The sequence below is a fragment of the Rhizobium sp. B21/90 genome (genome assembly GCF_019355815.1).
Taxonomy (GTDB): domain Bacteria; phylum Pseudomonadota; class Alphaproteobacteria; order Rhizobiales; family Rhizobiaceae; genus Rhizobium; species Rhizobium rhododendri.
In genome coordinates this window covers 384,821-404,418 of the sequence record NZ_CP072164.1, presented here as the reverse complement: position 1 = coordinate 404,418, position 19,598 = coordinate 384,821, and the positions used below count along the sequence as shown (strand labels likewise).

16 protein-coding genes and 3 pseudogenes are annotated in these 19,598 nt (G+C 58.1%); 7 read left to right on the top strand and 12 right to left on the bottom strand.

What is annotated here, in order from left to right; all coding sequences use genetic code 11:
* Positions 1 to 41: 41 nt before the first annotated feature.
* Positions 42 to 1,022, bottom strand: a complete 981-nt coding sequence (locus J5278_RS27765; RefSeq protein WP_219259349.1) for an aldehyde reductase — start codon at positions 1,020 to 1,022, stop codon at positions 42 to 44.
* Between the two features lie 87 nt (positions 1,023 to 1,109).
* Here J5278_RS27765 and J5278_RS27760 point away from each other — a divergent pair, with 87 nt between their 5' ends.
* On the top strand, positions 1,110 to 1,490 hold the full coding sequence (locus J5278_RS27760; RefSeq protein WP_082933820.1) for a helix-turn-helix domain-containing protein: 381 nt from the start codon (positions 1,110 to 1,112) through the stop codon (positions 1,488 to 1,490).
* Positions 1,491 to 1,508: 18 nt separating this feature from the next.
* On the opposite strand, the gene J5278_RS27755 is transcribed toward J5278_RS27760, so the two are convergent.
* Positions 1,509 to 2,414: a LysR family transcriptional regulator gene (locus tag J5278_RS27755; protein ID WP_219259341.1), complete on the bottom strand. Its 906-nt coding sequence runs from the start codon at positions 2,412 to 2,414 to the stop codon at positions 1,509 to 1,511.
* Positions 2,415 to 2,527: 113 nt separating this feature from the next.
* On the opposite strand from J5278_RS27755, the gene J5278_RS27750 reads away from it, so the two are divergent.
* Together J5278_RS27750 and J5278_RS27745 are read left to right on the top strand one after the other, a co-directional pair.
* Positions 2,528 to 3,280, top strand: a complete 753-nt coding sequence (locus J5278_RS27750) for an SDR family NAD(P)-dependent oxidoreductase (RefSeq protein ID WP_219259340.1) — start codon at positions 2,528 to 2,530, stop codon at positions 3,278 to 3,280.
* Positions 3,281 to 3,353: 73 nt separating this feature from the next.
* Positions 3,354 to 3,770 (top strand): nuclear transport factor 2 family protein, encoded by a 417-nt coding sequence (locus J5278_RS27745; RefSeq protein ID WP_219259339.1) that lies wholly within the window; start codon positions 3,354 to 3,356, stop codon positions 3,768 to 3,770.
* Between the two features lie 348 nt (positions 3,771 to 4,118).
* Here J5278_RS27745 and J5278_RS27740 read toward each other — a convergent pair whose 3' ends face one another.
* The 3 genes and pseudogenes from J5278_RS27740 to J5278_RS27730 all read right to left on the bottom strand — a co-directional run bounded on the left by J5278_RS27740 (position 4,119) and on the right by J5278_RS27730 (position 7,409).
* Entirely contained in the window at positions 4,119 to 4,940 is an 822-nt protein-coding gene (locus J5278_RS27740; protein ID WP_219259338.1) for an HNH endonuclease signature motif containing protein, read from the bottom strand.
* A 217-nt stretch (positions 4,941 to 5,157) separates the two neighbouring features.
* Positions 5,158 to 5,943 (bottom strand): NYN domain-containing protein, encoded by a 786-nt coding sequence (locus tag J5278_RS27735; RefSeq protein ID WP_374109219.1) that lies wholly within the window; start codon positions 5,941 to 5,943, stop codon positions 5,158 to 5,160.
* 718 nt (positions 5,944 to 6,661) lie between these two features.
* A pseudogene (locus J5278_RS27730) lies at positions 6,662 to 7,409 on the bottom strand (IS5 family transposase).
* A gap of 110 nt (positions 7,410 to 7,519) precedes the next feature.
* Here J5278_RS27730 and J5278_RS27725 point away from each other — a divergent pair.
* Positions 7,520 to 7,975: pseudogene (locus J5278_RS27725) on the top strand (LysR substrate-binding domain-containing protein); the annotation flags it as partial.
* A 431-nt stretch (positions 7,976 to 8,406) separates the two neighbouring features.
* Here J5278_RS27725 and ampC read toward each other — a convergent pair.
* The 7 genes and pseudogenes from ampC to J5278_RS27690 form a co-directional block, all read right to left on the bottom strand.
* Positions 8,407 to 9,552: pseudogene (ampC, locus tag J5278_RS27720) on the bottom strand (class C beta-lactamase).
* 384 nt (positions 9,553 to 9,936) lie between these two features.
* Positions 9,937 to 10,590, bottom strand: coding sequence for a flavin reductase family protein (locus J5278_RS27715; protein ID WP_142831168.1), 654 nt, complete (start codon positions 10,588 to 10,590; stop codon positions 9,937 to 9,939).
* Complete coding sequence (locus tag J5278_RS27710; RefSeq protein ID WP_219259336.1) at positions 10,591 to 12,012, bottom strand: Xaa-Pro peptidase family protein; 1,422 nt, start codon at positions 12,010 to 12,012, stop codon at positions 10,591 to 10,593.
* A gap of 38 nt (positions 12,013 to 12,050) precedes the next feature.
* Entirely contained in the window at positions 12,051 to 12,872 is an 822-nt protein-coding gene (locus J5278_RS27705) for an ABC transporter permease (protein WP_219259335.1), read from the bottom strand.
* A complete protein-coding gene (locus J5278_RS27700) occupies positions 12,865 to 13,692 on the bottom strand; it encodes an ABC transporter permease (protein WP_219259334.1) in 828 nt (275 codons plus the stop codon). The genes J5278_RS27705 and J5278_RS27700 overlap by 8 nt, the downstream gene beginning before the upstream one ends.
* Positions 13,693 to 13,701: 9 nt before the next feature.
* Complete coding sequence (locus J5278_RS27695; protein ID WP_219259333.1) at positions 13,702 to 14,742, bottom strand: extracellular solute-binding protein; 1,041 nt, start codon at positions 14,740 to 14,742, stop codon at positions 13,702 to 13,704.
* Positions 14,743 to 14,768: 26 nt separating this feature from the next.
* Positions 14,769 to 15,983 (bottom strand): ABC transporter ATP-binding protein, encoded by a 1,215-nt coding sequence (locus tag J5278_RS27690; protein WP_219259331.1) that lies wholly within the window; start codon positions 15,981 to 15,983, stop codon positions 14,769 to 14,771.
* A 517-nt stretch (positions 15,984 to 16,500) separates the two neighbouring features.
* Here J5278_RS27690 and J5278_RS27685 point away from each other — a divergent pair.
* The 3 genes from J5278_RS27685 (at position 16,501) to J5278_RS27675 (ending at position 19,521) form a co-directional block, all read left to right on the top strand.
* Complete coding sequence (locus tag J5278_RS27685; protein WP_219259329.1) at positions 16,501 to 17,421, top strand: ABC transporter substrate-binding protein; 921 nt, start codon at positions 16,501 to 16,503, stop codon at positions 17,419 to 17,421.
* A 4-nt stretch (positions 17,422 to 17,425) separates the two neighbouring features.
* Complete coding sequence (locus tag J5278_RS27680) at positions 17,426 to 18,289, top strand: amino acid ABC transporter permease (protein ID WP_219259327.1); 864 nt, start codon at positions 17,426 to 17,428, stop codon at positions 18,287 to 18,289.
* 101 nt (positions 18,290 to 18,390) lie between these two features.
* On the top strand, positions 18,391 to 19,521 hold the full coding sequence (locus J5278_RS27675; RefSeq protein WP_219259325.1) for a sugar phosphate isomerase/epimerase family protein: 1,131 nt from the start codon (positions 18,391 to 18,393) through the stop codon (positions 19,519 to 19,521).
* Positions 19,522 to 19,598: the final 77 nt, after the last annotated feature.

The window sequence follows — 19,598 nt, the reverse complement described above, 5'->3', positions numbered from 1 at the left end:
CGTTCCCGGTTCCTTTGTGAAAATTCTCACACCCCTCGAAATCAATCTAGGACTTCGAGCAATTTCAATTGGATAAGACTTTCAGCACTGGCGACAATTGCTTCTTCGCTTGTGCGTGGCTTCCACCCTAGCCTCTGCCTCGCCTTGTCACTGCTGGAGCGTCTATGGCTTGCGCTACGTGAGGAAGAGGCACCGCGACCGGGAACTCTGGCGGCGAGTTCGCCAAAGTGTTCGCGCAAAATGCTTGCAACGTCCACCAGAGACAGCGGCTCGCCGCTCACGGCAATGAAGCGCTCGCCCGCCGCGGACGGATCAGTCATGGCCCGTAGGTGCAGGTTGGCCACGTCGCGCACATCGATCACACCAAACCACATGTCCGGCAACTCAGGTGGGAACGCCCCGTCCAGCAGTCCTTTGACGATCTGAATTGACGTCGAAAGCTGAGGGCCGAGCACGGGTCCGAATATTCCGGTTGGGTTGACGACACTTAGTTCGGGTGTTCCACTGTCCTTCACAAAATCCCATGCAGCGCGCTCCGCGATGGCTTTCGACAGGATGTATGGCTGATTTGGTGCATCGACCGGCGTCCAGTCGTCCTCAGTAAAGATATGGCTAGGTGCCTCTGGGCCGTACCCAACGGCGGCAAAGGAGGATGTGAGGACAACGCGCCTCGCGCCGGCACGACTGGCTGCGCGAAGAACACGCAACGTTCCGTCACGCGCCGGCACAATCAGGTCATTCGGATCGTCCGGCTGGGCTGACGGAAACGGAGATGCAGTGTGCAGAACATAGTCGCAGCTCGCGACAGCGTCGCTCCAACCTTCGTCATTCCCCAGATCAGCTTCATAAAATGCGACCTCTTGCTTCGGATCGACACCGGTTGCCGCGAGCATGGCGCGGACTTCTCCTGCTTTGTCGAGACTGCGCAGCGTCGTGCGAACCTCATGCCCCGCGGCGAGCGCCGCTACGATGCAATGGCTGCCAAGGAACCCTGAACCACCCGTTATAAGAATCTTGCTCATATGATTTTCCATACCTTCACTTGTCCTTGCGACAGTCATTGCGAAGCATATGAAAATTGGCAAGTAGGATGAATTTTCAGAGGTAGTATGAAAAACCAGACCATAGAGCCGCGGATATATGGCGAAGATTGCGATGGCTGCACGGGACCCGAGCCGATCGACGTGATGCGCTTCCAGCGGGCGATCCGGGCGATCACCGGTAAGTGGAAGATCGAGATCGTCTGTAGCCTGGTTGCTGGGCCGATGCGTTTCGGCGAACTGCGCCGAGCGCTTCCGGGTATCACTCAGCATATGCTGACCGAGCAGCTTCGCGACCTCGAGCGCAACGGCATTGTCATTCGCACCGCTTACGCGGAGATACCTCCACGGGTCGAATATGCGCTTTCGCAGGCCGGTATCGACCTCATGCCGACCTTTGCGACCTTGCGGGACTGGGCATTGCGATATGAGAACCAGTTGGCGGGCTAGCTACGCAGATGCACCGTGTCACGTGCGTTTGCTGAGGGCGTCGCGCGGAAAGCCGGCAGCGAGGTGGTCGATGAGCGCGCGGACGGCAGGTGACAGGCCGCGTCTCGTCGTAAACACCAGATGCACGATGCCTTGTAGCCCACCCCAAGCTGGCAACACGCGCACAAGCTTTCCAGCCTCCAGCGCATCGCGGCAGACATGATCGGGCAGCAGCGCGATACCCAGGCCATTGATTGCAGCATCGCGCACGGTTGCCATATCCTCGCATCCCATGCGCGGCCGGACGCGAACGATATGCTTGTGCCCATCCTCCGCTTCCAGGTGCCATTCGAGATCGTCCGACGCATGGTCAGTTGCCAATGTCGGGAAGGTGTTCAGATGCTCGATGTTGGCCACCTGACTGGCAAGTTGAGGACTGGCAACCAGAATGCGGATCGAGGCTCCCAGCGACCGCATGGTCAGGGCTGCATCCGAGGTAAGGCTGGCGCGGACGCGAAGCGCGAGATCAATGCGTTCTTCGATCAGGTCCACCGCCCGGTCGGTTGCCACCAGCTGAAGCCGCACTTTCGGAAAGCGTAACAGGAAGGATGACATCAATGTCGAAATGGGCGCGACCATCCCTGTTGGGCAACTGAAGCGGATGCGGCCATGCGGTTCAGTTTGCGCCTGCGCGACCAGCGCTTCCGCCTGTTCAGCTTCCGCAAGTATTGCTCTGCATCGCTCGTAGAATGCCTGGCCAGTGTCAGTCACCCGGAAGCGGCGGCTCGTCCGTTCGATCAATCGCAAGCCCAGCCGGTCCTCAAGGCTGGCAATCCTTCGACTAAGTTTAGACTTCGGCTCACGCAGCGCCCGTCCTGCGGCGGCAAAGCCGCCATGAGCGACGACTTTGGCGAAATAGGCGTAATCGTTCAGATCAATCCGCATCCAGCGTTCCTCCCATGGAACGGTACGTGTCAAACTCGCTGACTACAAGCCTCATCGTCCATCTTCCATATTCAGAAGCAACGGCACTTCGCCGGTTTTGAAGGAGAAAGACGATGACGAACAGGTTCAACAACAAGGTCGTGGTGGTGACGGGTGGATCCAGCGGTATCGGTCTCGCCGCAGCAGAAGCTTTTGCTGCAGAGGGTGCTTCGGTGTTTATCACCGGGCGCCGGCAGGAGGCATTGGATGCCGCCGTGAAGCAGATCGGCGGCCGCGTGACGGCAGTGCGGGGCGACATGGCTGATCTCGCCGACATCGACAGGCTTTACGACGCCGTCCAACAGAAGCACGCACAGATCGATGTGCTGTTCGCCAATGCCGGTGGCGGCGAGATGGTCGCGCTCGGTGCGATCACCGAGGAACATTATCAGCGCACGTTCGACACCAATGTGAAGGGCGTCCTGTTCACGGTTCAGAAGGCGCTACCGCTTTTGAAGGACGGTGCATCCGTCATCCTGACGAGTTCTACCACCAGCATTTCCGGCACACCGGCCTTTAGCGTCTATTCGGCGACCAAGGCCGCGGTGCGCAACTTCGCCCGCAACTGGATGCTCGACCTGAAAGATCGGCACATCCGCGTCAACGCGATCAGCCCCGGCGTCACCGATACAGCCGGTTTGGATGAACTGTTTGGTGGCGGCAACCAGGCGCAGGGCACAAGGGATTATCTCGCGAGCCTGATTCCTGCCGGACGGGTCGGCCAGCCGGAAGAGATCGCCAAGGCTGTGCTGTTCCTTGCCTCTGATGACGCGAGCTTCGTCAACGGTATCGAACTCTTCGTCGATGGCGGCCAGGCTCAAATCTGAAGTCACACGTGTCGCCAGGAACCTCGACACAATACCGTGGCCGAGGTTCGGCGTCCTCTCAAGGAAGCATGTCATGATACAGTCTAACGAATCCGCAGAGCGTATCCGCGAGTTGCTCGACCGGAACCTCCAGGAGGTCTTCGGCGAAGGCGACAACGACCGGCGGCGTGCCGCGATCGGCGAACTCTGGGCAGACGACGGCGTCCTATACGTTACTCCCGGTGCAATCATCGGCCACGATGCGATTGACAAGTTCGCTGGCGACCTAAGAGCCACGCATCCGCACTATGTCTATGCGCCGCACGGCAATCCGCAGGTGCTCCACAACGCCGGACGGTTGGCTTGGGGTTCGGGGCCGCGCGGTGAGTCGCCCGAATATACGGGCTGGGACGTGATCACCGTCCGCGATGGCAAGATTAAAGCGCTGTACGTCTTTCTCGACGAGACCTCGGATGAGTTTCGCCGGGCCAGCGGCAAAACTGCGAGCTGAGTTGCTCTCTTGGGCCGGCAGGCATGCCGGGCGAAGACGGCTGAGCGAGCGCGATCCTTTAGGATGGACTGACGGGTTCGGCCCAACCGGCCTCTCATCGATGCCCGGCCTTCCGCATGCAGTAGAAAACGCACCCTAAGGAGACGCGAGCAAAATCCCTTGCTCGCGTCTTACGCCTTGATGGGAAGCGAACCCTCGACCCGTGTCTGAGATCTATTAAGTGATTGATACAAAAGGAAGCGTGGTTCGTACGGGATATCGGCGGTCACGTAAGCCCTCATTATGGAATCCGCGCAGTTTTCGAGCTCCAAGACCCATTAAGATTAGGACCAGCACGATACACCGGCGCTATAGCTGCTCGAGCATTCTGACTTTCTCCATCAGTTGCGCTTTCATCTCTGCCTTTCCGACGCCAGAATGGGCGCGCCGATGACAGTTCGGGCAAAGCGCTACGACAGACCGCGGATCATCAGGTCCGCCATCACTGACGCGCTGAATATGGTGTGGCTCGAGATAGGGCTCGCCGTTTTCACGAAGAAACGGCGCTGCCTTTCCATCATACTCGCACAGACCATTCGCTCGCCGAAAGACATAAAGGGCAACATCGCGGCTGCGCTCGTAAACCGTTGACGTTTGTGGGCGACTGGGCACGCTTGGGCGTGCGGCGTCATAAGCTCGTCGGCGCAATTCTTCCAGGTTGAGGTCCGCAGCGGCTAATCCAGTAGGTAAATCAACCTGCTCGCTGACAAAATCATCGATATTGTCGAGCGGCCAGAACCGGAAAACAAAGGCATTCCGGATATTACTGTCTTCATCCGGTGCCTGACGGATTTCATACCCCGAGCATACAAACTCGCCCAAAAAGCTATAACCATCACCTTCATTTCTAAAAAGAAGAAGGCTCTTCGAGTTCGCTGAATGGTTTAGAATTGCTTCGTTACCCCGCGACATAACCATGTCGCCCCGCCGTCCAGCACCGAAATACTCGAAGCTACCGTCAGGCAACTCAAGGTCCTCGTACCCATGATTTCGACCTTTGGATCCTGTCGTGGCAATGACGAGGCTGTGGCTTGCCGGGGTTATGATGCCACCCTGTTCTTGGCCACCAAAATGGCCATGAATGTCGAGTTTCCGACTATATTTCCGACCGCGCTCAAAACCCCAAGTCATAACAATCTCCTCGCCTTTTCGTCCGTAGTGTTAGCGGCCAGAGGTTGCATTCGCGTAAAGGGGGCGTTCAATTGCCAACCGCTCCTCCCCATGTGTCAAATCGCTTGCAGATTATCGCACCGACGTTTGGTGTCGTGAGCTGGTTGGAACGAGGCAACACATTTTGATTGGATCTCGACACCGGTGGGCAAAGCTTTGAATATATTTCTTCCCATTTTCAAGTAGTACTGGGATTTTCGCGGATATAAGTCTCGATATATTGAAACACCTTTTCCGCACCGGCATCCGTCTCAATCATATCGATTGGTCGCAGCCCACCGAGATGTGTCACCGCACTACGAGCCCATTTTAAGATTTCTCCATCGGTATTAAGCACAGGCTTGGCGATTTCGAGCATCTTCGCGAGATGATGCGGCTTGGCGTACCAAGAATACGGCTTGACGCTGGCGCGGCGACGACCCGGAATGACATCTGGCAACTGCGAGGCTCGCAACTCATCCTCGGATATGTGCCGCCTGACCCAGTGGGCAAGCTTCGCCAATGATACATTAGCCTCCCGTTCAAGATGGCCGCCCTCTCCAACTTTTCGAGTCGGCACAACAAGTCCACGGACGATATGCGGACATCGCTGCTTCAGCATCTCCAGCGCCGGGGCGAGATCCGTGTCGTTGGTGACAAGTACCACTTGATCGATCTCTCCGCTTAGCGCGTCGTCATAGAGTTGGAGTGCGAGGTTAACGTCGGATTGCTTCTCCTCCAGCTTCCAAACCTGCATTTTTTCGCAGTCCCGCGGCCAGCGCTTTGGATCGTCGGCCGGAACAACATGCTGGTTAGCCTTGTAAAGCGAATAGCTGCCCATTACAAAAGATAAGCGACCGCCACAATGCGTCGTGAGCGCGTTGTGATACTGAGCCTGCGACGAAACCGAGTCGTCGCCTTTTGCTGCACTTTCGATAATCTTGGCGGTAAAATATTTGATCGCGCAGTCACGATGCAGAACCATAGAAGCCGGTTCCGCTTCAGCGCTTGGGCGGTAAAGGATTGTCGGAAGAATATGGGCCTCAAATAAGGCAAGAACGTCGAGCCACTTAAAAGCAGTTTTGCGTAGGCAGCCGTAGTATAAGTTATAGCCGTCAATATAGACGCGCGTTCGTAGTGCCGGCACCCTTGCCCCCAAAGACATAAAAAAACCGGCTTGCGCCGGCTTTTTCCCCCACCCGCCCGGAGCGCAAGTCTCACAGGATGCTGGGTTAGTTGTTGGTACAAAATATAGTTTGGCTTGATCACATAGTCAATGGGAATGAAGAGGGCAGGGGCTCATCGACAGAATGAAACGCCTTTACAAGGGCCGACGGCGTCACCAACAGAATGCGGCGCTGTCGATCAAGATCGCAACGAAATGGCGTTCTTGATAGAGCGGCCGGCATTCGGCATAGCTAAGGGGGTAAAAATTGTTGACCATATCGGGTTAAATTTCGCAGCGCCAAAAGTTTTGAATTGGCGCTTCAAAAGGGCTCGCCTAGTCATTGCCGGACGAGCCCTTTTCTACCTCAAACCGGATATCCGCCCCCGCGGTACGCAGCTGTCTGCTCAAAATTCTCCAAGTAAAACTTGATATGCTTCCTTTCGACGCCGGCCGGTGAATTACCACGCGACGGCCATGTACTATCCATCAAAAAACCGAGTCGATCGAGCTAGGCTCAGGACTCGTTAAATCAGATCTAGAAGATGACGGCGGCGGCGATGCATATGCTTGAGAAGAAGGTGTGAGCGCAACGGTCGTACCGGGTGTGAATTCGCCTCCAGTCCTTGAGCCTGCCGAACATGTTTTCGATCTTGTGCCGCTTTTTGTAGAGCGCTGGATCGTGCGGGATCGGCACCTTGCGGTTTGCCCGTGATGGAATGCAGGCCGTTATCTTGCGTTGCGCCAAGGCGTCTCGAAACCAGTCGGCGTCATACCCTTGTCGGCAAGAAGCGTCTTTGCCTTGGGAAAAGCATGCAGCATCCGCGCGGCACCTTTGTAGTCGCTCATCTGCCCTTCGCTCAAGAGCAGGATCAGTGGCCGACCGTGACCATCGCAAACAGCATGCAGCTTGGAGTTCAACCCGCCTTTGGTGCGTCCGATACGTCGGGGAACATCCCCTTTTTTAGCAGGCTGGCTGCGGTGCGATGGGCTTTCAAATGGGTCGCGTCGATCATCAATTGCTCAGGCTTGCCCCCTTTTGCTGTCAGTTCGGCCAGTATGCGATTGAACACCCCGAGCCTGCTCCACCGGATGAAGCGGTTATAGATCGTCTTGTGCGGCCCATACTCTTTGGGAGCGTCACGCCATCGCAACCCATTGCGCAGAACGAAGATAATGCCGCTCAAGACACGCCTGTCATCCACGCGCGGAACGCCATGCGATAGTGGAAAATAAGGCTCGATACGGCGCATTTGCGCGTCTGACAAAAACATCAAATCACTCATGGCGGTCCCTCCGTTCGATCCCAGTGAATCAAAACCGAGGAAACCCCGCAAGCTATTTAATAGGTCCTGAGCCTAGGTCGATTCAAAGGTCTCGTTGGACGCAACAACATGCTCCCGCACATCTCATCGCCGTTGCTTCAACCGAATATCTGCGGGGCCGTCCCCTGCCCGCCTCCCCCACGGATCTTGCGGCGCTGGATGGCATAGCGATGCGGTCTCTGCGCACTGGTCGGATTGCGCCGCGACTGATGAGAAATACGTCCGGAGAGGAGCAGGCGGTTTCGCTTAAGGAGATCATTGTGGTGAACGATCCGGCCGCAATGCGGGCGGCGTCACTATTGGGATTGGGCGTTACGTTGATCGACAAGGCAGACGCCCTTCCCCACCTCGAAAGCGGCGAACTTCCGCGGCTGTTGCCGTCATGGTGGATCGACGCCGGGCCAATATCGATCTACTATGCCAGCAGAAATCTCGTCCCTTTGAAGACGAGGGTCTTCGTCGATTACGTGGTCGAGGTGTTCCAGCGGGAACGCTATCCGGAACGGTTCGCAGGAAGCCTGGGATAGACGCGAATTGCCTTCGCCTTGAACCAGTTCGAACCACCGACCCGGCAGTTCTGAGCACCGAGAACAAGGCTAGCGAGTTGGAAAATTGCCTAACCAATCCTACGCGCCACATAAAACACGAAGAATATAAACCGCTGACTGGGTAGTTGCATACGCAGCTCAGCAGGGCGTGGCTTTAATTACCGGTTCGCGGGTGTCGGAAGTTCTGCCAACACGACCGCTTGCAGTAAAATCTATAAAGCGGTGGACCGCAGCAACGACCCTCTCGTCGACCAGAATGGCAGCTGACCAATTTTTCCCTTCTTTCTATGTGATATATGACATCGCGATCCGATGACGCGAACCCAGACCAGGTAAGCTGCACGATTTGCGCGCACCCACATTGCTTGCTTCCCTTGAACGCATGTCGCCCCGCCCGCCCATCGCTTGCGCTAATTCGTGAGCAATGCCTGAATTAGAGAATATGTTGCCTTCACGCGAGCTTCGTTCGGGTAATTTTTGTTTGCGAGGACGACGACACCTATCCCTTCGCCCGGCAACATAGCGATGTAGCCGCCAAACCCGTTCGTTGAGCCGGTCTTGTTCAGGATCACATTCCTCTGGGGAGGAAGCGCTGGACTGATACCTTGAACCGGCTGCGGCTTCATAATGAAATCGGAGCCATTGCCGGACGTCATGGCCTGCAGATCGGCGGGCCATGGGTATTGTTCCCAGATCATATCTTGGGTGAAAAAGGCAGTTTTGTAGTGGCCCTCCTGGGTTCGCTTGACGGCCTTGCGGAGGTCTTCGGGGGCATTCCCCTGTCCCAACTCCACGTCAAGAACTGTGAGCATATCCCGGACACTCGACTTCACGCCGTAGGCCTCGGAGTCCAAGACTCCAGGGTTGACCCGGATTGGTGCATTGGTCTTTCGGTCATAGCCGAAAGCTTACAGGTTCAAGTCACTCTTCGGGACGTCTATCCACGTATGATGTAGCCCGAATGCGGGGAATAACATGTCTTGTAAGGACAGCTTGTAATTGGAGCCCATAGCTTGGCCGGATATATAGCCGAGCATCCCAATGCTGATGTTAGAATAGCTTCGTGCTCCCGGTTGTGGAGGATGCCAACCCTTCAGCCAATTCACCAACCCATCGACATTCGATAGATTGTCCGGCACCTGCAATGGCAGACCGCCCGAATGGTGTGTTGCCAAATCCATGAGTGTAAGCTTGTCACCAATTGAACATGCGTCGTCACAGAGATGGTGTGCCACCGTGTCACCGAGGCTGAGCTTCCCGCGTTCTTCAGCCAGTGCTGCAAGCGTCACATTGAAAATTTTGCTCATCGAGCCAAGTTCGAATAGCGTATCTGGCGTAGCGGGATGGTTGTCGGCACGCGATGCCAACCCGACCGCATAAAACTCATGTTTCCCGTTCCGGGTAACTCCGACCACAAGTCCCGGAATGTCGTATTGCTTTACCAACGGTTCGAACGCAGCTTGCGCCACTTTAGCAAACCCGTCGGCCTTCGCAATCGAGCCGGCTGAGGCGAGTAGAGCGATAGAGAACGCGATCAAGTACGAACATTTATTCATTCTATGCTCCACATCAACATCCCCCGAGTGGGACTCGCGGGGATATTCCCATCCTTAAGGCAAAGTTGTGACGATGTCCGATGCTGTCGCACTTCTACCCTTTCTGCCGCATCAATCGTCTTTGAAAAGACCAACGCAGATGGTCTAGGTGCGAGGCAGACAGCGCTCTGACGTCCTTTATCGCTTTTTTGGGCACGATAAATCGAACGCTCCCAAGGACGTTCAGCCAGGATGATCGCGTATGGGTGGAGACGGGGCTAAAGTATGTCGATGATCAAGCTCTGGTGCGTGGGTTGGATACCCCATTCCAGATCATGCAAACGTTAGGCTTGGGCAGCCTTCTACGACCGGTGTCATTTCCAATCGCGCAATGTGGCCTGTCCTTTAAAGCCTCTTTAGCGCGTTCCACTCCTCCTTGGTCTGCGTCTTGACGTCGAACTGATCACGCGTCCGGGCATAAGTGTGGCCGCCCATCCTTCCCACAGCATCCATCAGTTGCTGATCAATATGCAAATTCGACGGATTGACGGCATCGCTGCGGATATGAACCCCCAGAACTTCCCCGAGGATGATCTCGCGGGCCGGACCGACCTGCAACGTCGTGTGCCGGCGGCATTCCAGCGCCGCGGGTGCCGCCAGAATGCGCGGACTTCGAACCATCTGCCCTGGTGCTGTCGCCAACTCCGCCTCCGACATCTCATCGACCTCGGGTCCGAACTTGATGGCGCAGACCTCCATCTGTGCCACCAGGGCATCGTCGACGATATGAACGGTGAACTCTCCGGTCTCGCGGATATTGCGCGCCGTATCCTTAAAGCTCATGTCGGAATAGTTCTCGACGCCGATGGCGACGATCGCCGGATCGTGGGTCAGCACATTGAAGAAGCTGAACGGTCCGGCATTGGGCCGACCGTCTTTGCTCAATGTCGTGACCAACGCGATCGGGCGCGGAATGACCGTCCCGATCAGCAGCTTGTATCGTTCCCGCTCGGTGAGTTTTGCGAAGTCGAAATGCGTGTGTTCCATGGGTCTGCTCATTCAAGCCTCGGCGGCAATGCGGTGGGTTTCAAGTGGGGTGTGGCGGCTGAGGTTCTCAAAACCGTCCTTGGTGACGGCATACATGTCGCCGATATTGCAGCCTGCCGACAGGGGTTCGAGCCACTGGGAGTGGAGCACGAAGACCATACCCTCCTCGAGACGATCGTAGTTATGCGAAGAGATGTTGAAGCTGTTCTGGCCGCCGGCCATGCCGACGGAGTGACCGAGGTTCGGATTGTGCGGGCCTTCGGTTGCTGGATAGACATGCATGAGCTTGCGGCCCTGTGCCTCCCAGTCGAGATCCTTGACGTACTGGCTCGGGATCAGACGCGCACCGCCGTCGGGCATCGGCGACCAGTTGTAAGGCATCGTGCGCGCTTCTGGAGACGTCAGCATGCCACGCTCGATCATCGGCTCGAAGGCGGCGTTATTGATGTCGCGCATCAGCGCACCGGGCCTGATCAGCTTTCCGGCGCGCTTGACGCCCTCGGTGCAGGCGGAGAGAACGTCCTCCTGCTTCTGCGTGATGTTACCGACGGCGATCATGCGGGCGGTCTGGGCGGTATAGCCGCGGTAGGTGACGTTCGAGATATAGAGATTGATCAGATCGCCGGGACGGACAACATGCCCGTAAGGCTTGCCGCAATGGGTGCCGAACTCGTTGATGCCGATCTGGTAGCCGTCGCCCGTCTCGCCGCCGAGGGCAAGCTGGGCATAGCTGAAGGCGGCGTAGATTTCATGGTCGGTGACACCGGGTCTGGCGACATGGTAGGCGGCTTGGGTGCCGATGCTGATCAGTTGCGCGGCGGCACGGAACATCTCGATCTCACGCGGCGACCTGACCTTCTGCATGCGGTCGAGGACGCCGTTGTCGGCGACGAACTTGCATCTGGGAAGCTGTTCGTCGAGCGCTGCCCAAAATGTCATTGACGTCCGATCGCCGATTCTGCCGATCTGCCCCTTGGCACATCCGACCCTCGCCAGCACCTCGGCGCATTTTTCCGCCGTCTTGATGACGGAGTCGCCGGGGCGATCGGCATATTCACGACCAATCGGGCCGATCTGCCAGATTTCGTCAACGAGGACCGGTTCCCCGCCGGGCGGCAAGAGGACGGACTGCGTGAAGAAGGACAGGAGCACCATGGCCTTGTCCGCATCCGTCGGAATGATCAGCACGCCCTCGCGCATCCAGTCGCAGATATAGCGGAGATAGGCATTCGAGGTGTGGAACCAGCCGACGCTGCCTGTATGGACGATGATGGCATCATGACCTGCCTCGACGGCTTGGCGTCGGATACGGCGGAGGCGCTCCTCGAACTCCTCGACGGGAAGCGGCATCGGGCTCGAGAATTCGAAGTCCGGTTCGAACTCCGCCATCAGCGATCCGATCCGGTTGCCTGCAGTTTTGGGGCGCATGGTCATGGTGTGTTACCTGTCAGTTCGAGTTCGATATGTGTGAGCTAGACTTGCCGCTGTGGGGCGAGGACGCGTCTGGCGACGAGCAGCCCCACCAGCGTCACGGCGATCAAAATCCCGGAGATCGCAGCGACGCGGACGTCGAGGGATTCCTCGATCAACGCGAACATCCTGAGCGGCAGGAGCGTGGTCCGGGCGTCGGCAAGGAAGAGCGAGACGGAGACGTTGTCGAGCGACTGGATGAAGACGAGGAACGCACCCGCCAAGATAGCCGGCATCAAAAGCGGCAGCGTCACCCGCCGCAAGGTTGTGAACCAGTTCGCGCCCATGACCGTCGATGCCTCGGCAAGAGAGGGATTGATCCCTTGGGCAACGACGGAGGCTGCACGATACATCAGCGGACCGAAGACCACGACATGGCCTGCGATCGTCAGCCAAAGCGACGGCCGCAAACCAATGAAGTTGGCAACGATCAGTGCCGCCAATCCATAGACAAGGCTGGGCAGGACAAGCGGTGCCAGAAGAAGTGGCTCGATCGTGCTGACGGTCCCTCGCTTCATTCGCGTCATACCGATGGCGGCGGGAACGGCGAACAGCAGCGAGCCGAGGACTGCGAGGCCAGCGATCTTCAGCGAGTTCCAGGCAGCAAGTTGTTCGGTCGCCGAGCGGACGGGATCGAGCAGCGCCTGGTACCAGCGGAACGAAAACCCTTGTGGGGGATATTTCAAAGTTTGGCCTGACGTAAAGGACATCATCAGGGCAATGACGATTGGCGCGATCAGATAGATGACGCAGAGACCGCCAAAACCATAGACGAAGACGCTGTAGAGAAGTGCCGGGATGGGATTTTCTCGACGATCAAGCATGGCCGACCAACCTCCTGTGACGGGAAATCATGGTGAGAGCGACAAGCAGGCAGCCCGTCGACAGCAGCAGCACGACGGCAATCGCCGAGGCCAACGGCCAGTCGAACAGCGTGCCAACCTCGCGGTAGATCAATTGCGGCACGTAGACGTTCCGCGCGCCGCCAATCACCGCCTGGGTCACGAAGGAACTGCTGGTGCTCGCAAAGACCAGGATCCAGCCAGCCAGCAATCCGGGGAGCATCAGCGGTACGAGTACGGTTGCCAGGATGCGCCATGGCCCAGCGCCGGACACCTGTGCCGCCTCGGTGAGCTGTTGAGGCGTCCGTGACAAAATGGCGATCAAGGGCAGGATGATCAACGGCAGGTCGATCTGACACATCGCCATGACCAGACCGGTCTCGGTAAACAAGAGGCTGGTCGGCATGCCGGTGATGCCAACGGAAACGAGTGTCTCGCTGATCGGACCCTGGCGTCCAAGAATGACGATCCAGGCGAAGGTCCGCACCACGTTGCTGGTCAGCATCGGGATGAGAGTGAGGAAAATCAGGACCTGCCGCAGGTTCCGGCCACCGTGCCAATAGAGCAAGGCGATCGGAATCCCGAGCAGCGTCGTGCCGATAACCGTCTCGACGCCAAGCCGCGCGGTGTTGACGAGGACCCGGAAATTGAAGGAATCGCCGAAGAAGCGAGCATAGTGTTCAAGACTAGCACCGCCGGGACTGACGAAGCTGAAGCCGACAAGGACGGCGAGCGGCGTTGCAAAAAACACCACCGAAAGCAGAAGCATCGGTACGACGTATGGGAAGCCGCTCGCCTTCATGATGTCACCTCAACCGGCAACGAGTGCGTCGAACTGGCGAATCCAGTCCGAGCGGTTCTTGTTGATGGCGACCCAATCGGGATAGACCATGGTGGGGAGCTGTTCGCGGGTAACATAGGCCGCAATGCTCGGGGTCAGCTCGACATCGCGGTTGGTCGGGAACATCTCCGTCGGCGGCTCCTTGAGCAGGTCCTGGGCGGCTTTCGAGATGGCAGCATCCATGTAGGCATAGGCTGCCTCGAGGTTCTGCGAGCCCTTGACCAGGTGGATGTTAACGGGGGCTGCGGGCGAGCCCGTTTCCGGATGGACGAACTCGGCGTTCAGACCAAGGCTCTTCAAGTGCGCCACATTGTTGGTGCTGCACATGAAGACGGCGATCTCGCCCTGCTGGAAGAGCGTCATCTGGTGGTTGGTGCTATCGACGACGCCCTGGCGCTGTTCCGGGCTATCCTTGAACAGCTTGAAGACGGCATCCATGTCGTTTGGGCCAGTGCCAAATATCTTGGCAATCTCGGTATAGGCCATGACGGCAGTGTTCGACGCAAACCCCGTCCAGGAAACCTTGCCCTTGTAGGCCAGGTTCTCGAAGAGATCGCGATAGCCCTTCGGCTTCGGAACGAGGTCAGGATTGTAGGCGATGCCGTTGACCTCGATGGTCACGGTCGGGCCGTATTCGCCCTGGAAGGACTTGTCGAGCTTGTCCCAGTTCTTGAGCTTGGTCGGATCAATCTTCTGGATCAGGTCATTGTCGACGGCCACTGCCATTTGGCCCGGCGACATCAGCAGCGTGTCGTAGGGAGGGTTGCCGGGACTTGCCATGACCTTGGCAAGCTGGTCCTGTGCCATGGCCGGCGCAACAGTCAGGTCATAGCCGGCGCTCTGCAGCATCGGAGTGAGAACGGTGCGGTAGGCGTCTTCCCAGCTTCCGGGAAAGGTTGCCGCAACGGCCGTACCGCCGGCTGCCTGCGCGAAACGCGGAAGCATGGCGGATGCGGCGGCACCTGCAGCCAGGAAGCCGAATGCACGACGGGTCATTTGAGCGTTCTTCATCATGGTCACCTCTGTTGACGTGGTCTTCACTGGACGTTTTCGGATTGGGCGGGAAAGACATGGCACCGGGATGCATCGATCTTGGCAAAGAGCTGCGCGCCCCGTTCGGGGATGCTGGTGGATGGGCTTCTGACCTCGGAGGCCCGCAGGTTTGTGCCGTCCTCAAGCAGAAGGTCATGAACAAGGGTCGGACCCAGGGGCACCGAGACAGTCATGCGGGCGGGCAGTGAGTTTTCGGTCGAGTGTGGGGACAGGCGCACCTCTTCGGGCCGGAAGGCAACCGTCACCGGGGAGCCGACGGTAAACTTCAGGCGGCGTGGAAGGCGCAACGTCCTGTCCTCAGCGAGAATGATCACCGTGCTCTGGTCCCCGAGTTCCTTGACCGTTCCCTGCAGCAGGTTTGCCTGGCCGATGAAGGTGTTGACGAACAGGGTCTTCGGCCGATCGTAGACGGCCATGGGCGTATCGATCTGCTCGACATTGCCCTTGTTCATCAGCACCAGGCGGCTTGCCAGACTTTGCGCCTCTTCCTGATCGTGCGTGACGATCAGCGTGGTGATCCCCAGGGTCTTCTGCAAATGCAGCAGTTCCACCTGCAAGTCGAAGCGCAGGGCGCGATCGAGAGCCCCGAACGGTTCGTCGAGCAGGAGGAGCGACGGCCGCCCTGCAATGGCGCGGGCGACGGCGACGCGCTGCTGCTGGCCGCCGGAGAGCTCCCGTGGCAGGCGATTGCCGAAGCCGCCGAGCCGCACTAGCGACAGCATTTCTTCGACGCGAGCCTTTCGTTCCGCACGCGGTACCTGCTGGCAGGCCAGCGGGTAGGCGATGTTTTCAGCAACCGTCAGATGCGGGAACAGGGCATAGTTCTGAAAGACCATGCCGATGCCGCGGGACCGGGCCGAGAGATGCGCGAGATCGGTATCGCCGAGAACGATTTTGCCCGCCTTCGGCAGGATCAGGCCGGCAATCGCCCGCAGGACGGTCGACTTGCCGCAGCCGCTCGGGCCGAGGAGTGCGACGATCTCGCCTGCCTCGATATCGAAGGAGACGTCACTGACTGCATTTTGGCCGCCGTAGCTGTGCGTCAATCCCTGGACGCTGAGGCGGGTCCGGTCAGAAGTATGCGAGGTGTCCGACATCTGGCTTCCCTGCGGTTGCGCGGCAGCAACATGTGGCTCGGTGCTTTCCGACGGCAGGCGGAAGGAAAGCTTGGAGGGCAATGTTGCAACGAGGTTGTTCATGAGAACCAGGCTGCAATGGCTGTGCCAGTTTCGAGGTAGCGGGTGTATGAAAATCACAAGCCGCTGTTATTGAAACACATTATATGATTTATATATGTTCGAAAATTTATAATTATATACATGCACGAATTTGTGCGAAGCGTTCTTTCGCTCAAACTTTCAGCAAAGCCGCGCAATTTTTAAGCGAAAGAAGCGAGGTATTCGCTTGCTCAAACCCGCGATTCTGGCCTTTTGGAGAAGACTGGCGTGTGTATGAGCTGTCAAAAACCTCAAACTTGACCAATACGAGCCTAAAAAGCGAGAGACTATGAATATCATCAAATTTCAACGCAAATATCGACCATTATTTATGCGAATATCTATGCGAAACTATATGGGAAAGATTGCCATAAGTCCGATGATTTAGATATAACCGTTAGATATCAAACTCCTGATCCCTCGCCCCCTATGACTGGCACGACGATTGCATCGATGATTTCAGCATGTCGCGCCAACAGGAAACTGCAAAGGGGATTCCATGAGAAGCGTACCGGGACATTTGAAGACAGGATTGACAAGGGCAGTCGCCACTCTGATCGCTACCTTCGCCTTTGCTGCGCACGGTAGCGCACAGGAGATCGACGTTGCCAAACTTCCCGGAGTCACGCTCACGGTAAAGCTGGCCGACATGCTGCCCGCCGCTATCAAGTCGTCTGGCACACTCAAGATCGCGACTGACCTGACGCCACCCATCAGCTTCCATGGCGAGGATGGCAAGCTTATCGGGATCGACGCCGATATCGCCGACACGCTCGGGGTCATCCTTGGAGTCAAAGTTCAGATGACCGACGTCGGCGCAGGGGCTGCCATCGTTCCCTCTATCCTGGCAAAGCGCTTCGACATGTCCATATCGGGGATCAATGACGATCCGGAGCTGGAAAAGCGGCTCGACGTTATAGACTACATGTATGATGCCACCACGATCATGACCATCAAGGGCAATCCCCTTGGCATCAAGTCCATGGCGGACCTCTGCGGCAGAAAGGTAGCCGTGCCGGTCGGCACATTCCAGGCGAAGATGGTCGAGGCAGCGTCAGTGAAATGCGCGACCCCGATCGCCATCCTGTCGATCCCCAAAATGCCCGATGTCCTCCAGGCCGTCCGCACGGGTCGCGCCGATGCCACGGTCAACGGCTACGCCACCAGCGTCTACACCACTGAACACCAGACCGGAAACGGCAAGGGCCTGCAGGCGCTTCCCGATATACGCCTTGCCACCGGTTACCTCGGCATGCTGGTCGCCAAGGATAGTGAAGGCTTGCGCGATGCGGTCGTTGGCGCGCTGGAGCAGATGCGCGTCTCCGGTGCTTACGGAGCGATCATGAAAAAATGGGGTCTTGAAGCGCTGGCCGTTCCGACCGTGAAGGTGAACGATGCAACCAGCATGCCTGCGGATTGAGCCGATGGCCCTGTTTCGCGCAACACCCGCAACGCTCTATCTTGCTCCGCCCCCAACACGGTCGATCCAGTGGGGCCAGGTGGCAACAGGAACGGCTGCAATCCTGGTGCTGGCCGTCCTCGCCTTTATCGTCGCCCAGAGCCAGAGCGTGCAGTGGTCCGAGGTTCCCCAATACCTGTTCGATCCGTCCATTCTGAGCGGGGTCGTGCTGACGCTCGAACTCACCGTCGCCGCCATGGCATTCGGGATCGTGTTCGGATGCCTTCTGGCCCTGATGGCGACAAGCCAGAATTTCGTTCTTAAGGCGATCACGGCGGCCTTCGTCTGGTGGTTTCGCGGCGTGCCGCTGATCGTCCAGATATTCTTCTGGTTCAATATCGCCCTGTTCATCCCGCAGATCGGCATCGGAACGCATGTCATCTCGATCAACGATCTCGTCACGCCATCGCTGGCAGGTTTCCTGGCCCTCGGTCTGCATGAGGCCGCGAACATGTCGGAAATCATCCGCGGTGGTCTCGTCTCCGTCGATCGGGGCCAGCGCGACGCCGCGGCCGCCCTCGGTCTGAAATCACGGCAGACCCTGTGGACAATCATCCTGCCGCAGGCGGCACGCCTGATCGTTCCCCCGACGGGAAACCAAGCGATCGGCATGCTGAAGGCCAGCGCCATCGTCTCGGTCATCGGCATGCAGGATCTTCTGACCCAGGCGCAGGCGATCTACGCCCGCAACTTCCTCGTCATCGAAATGCTGTTCGTCGCCTCGATCTGGTACCTCGCGATCACAAGCGTAGCCTCCATCGGCCAGCATTTTCTCGAGCAAAGCCTTCTGCCGAAGGATCGTACCTCGGCCAGAAAACCCCGAACCTAGCGATCGCGAGCATCGCCGGCCATCGGAAATCACCAGCTGCACAAGATCATCAAGGATCGCCATTGAAGCGCATCCGACCAGGAAACGACAAGGAGACTGCCATGAAACTGGGAATCGACGGACTCAAACTGCCGGAGGTCAAAAAACGGGGTCCCCTCGCCAGCCTTGACCACGTCAAGCAACTCGGCCTTGAGGGCATCTTCTTCAGCACCATGCTGGACATGAGCCCCGACCTCGACCTCGGCCTGCTGGGGGAAATCCGCGCCAAGGCCGATGAACTCGGCCTCTATCTTGAAGGCGGTGTCGGCAAGATCAACCCCTACTGCAGCGCCGAAGCGCCGGAATTCCGGGCAATCGGCGGCGGCGACATCATCGCCGGCTTTTCCCGCATGATCGAGGCCGGGGCCGCCGTCGGCTGCTTCGAGCTTTGGGTATCACCGGGCAACTTCAAGGCCGTCTATCCCGGCAGGCTTGCCAACGACCGCTTCCGCACCGACGTCACCTGGGAAGAGCAGCTCCTCGCCATGGAGAAGGTTCTCCGGAAACTCGCGCCCGTTGCCCGCGCAAACGGCGTCCATCTCAACATGGAGACCCACGACGAGATCACCTCCTTCGAAATCCTCCGGCTGATCGAAAACGTTGGTGCTGACGTGGTCGGCGTCGTGCTCGACACCGCCAACATGCTGCAGCGCGGCGAGCATCCGGTCTTTGCCACCAAGCGCCTCGCACCCTTCGTGCGCCAGACCCATATCAAGGACGCCTATGTCAACCGCGCGCCGGGTGGCCTGGATTTCCAGACCCGGCCCTGTGGCAACGGCATCGTCGATTTCTCGGCGATCATCCCCATCCTCGCCGAAGCCAATCCCGCCTTGAACCTGTCGCTGGAAGTCGCGCAGTCGACCGATGACAACCGACGCAAGGCCAATCCGCGCCAATGTATCGAGATCGAAGATCCGATCTGGCGGGCGGCCCACCCGGACCTGACGGCGACCGAGCTGGAGGCCTACTTTGCCATGATCGACGCCTATGACGTGCGGGTCCGCTCCGGCGAAGTCATGGATTGGCAAGCCTACGAGAGCAGCAAGTACGGCTATCCGACCTACGAGACCCAGTCTTACGGTTTCAATGAAGCCATCGGCTTCATCCAGGCATCGGCCAGCCATATCGAGTCGATCTGCATCGACAAGGGTATTCCACTGTCCTCGACGGTCTCGCGGCAGAAGGCCGCCTGATACAGCTGGATGCGCTGGCGATAGTCTCGCCAGCGCAACCGCACCAGGACTGCCGCGCCGGCAAAGCTGTTTGCGCA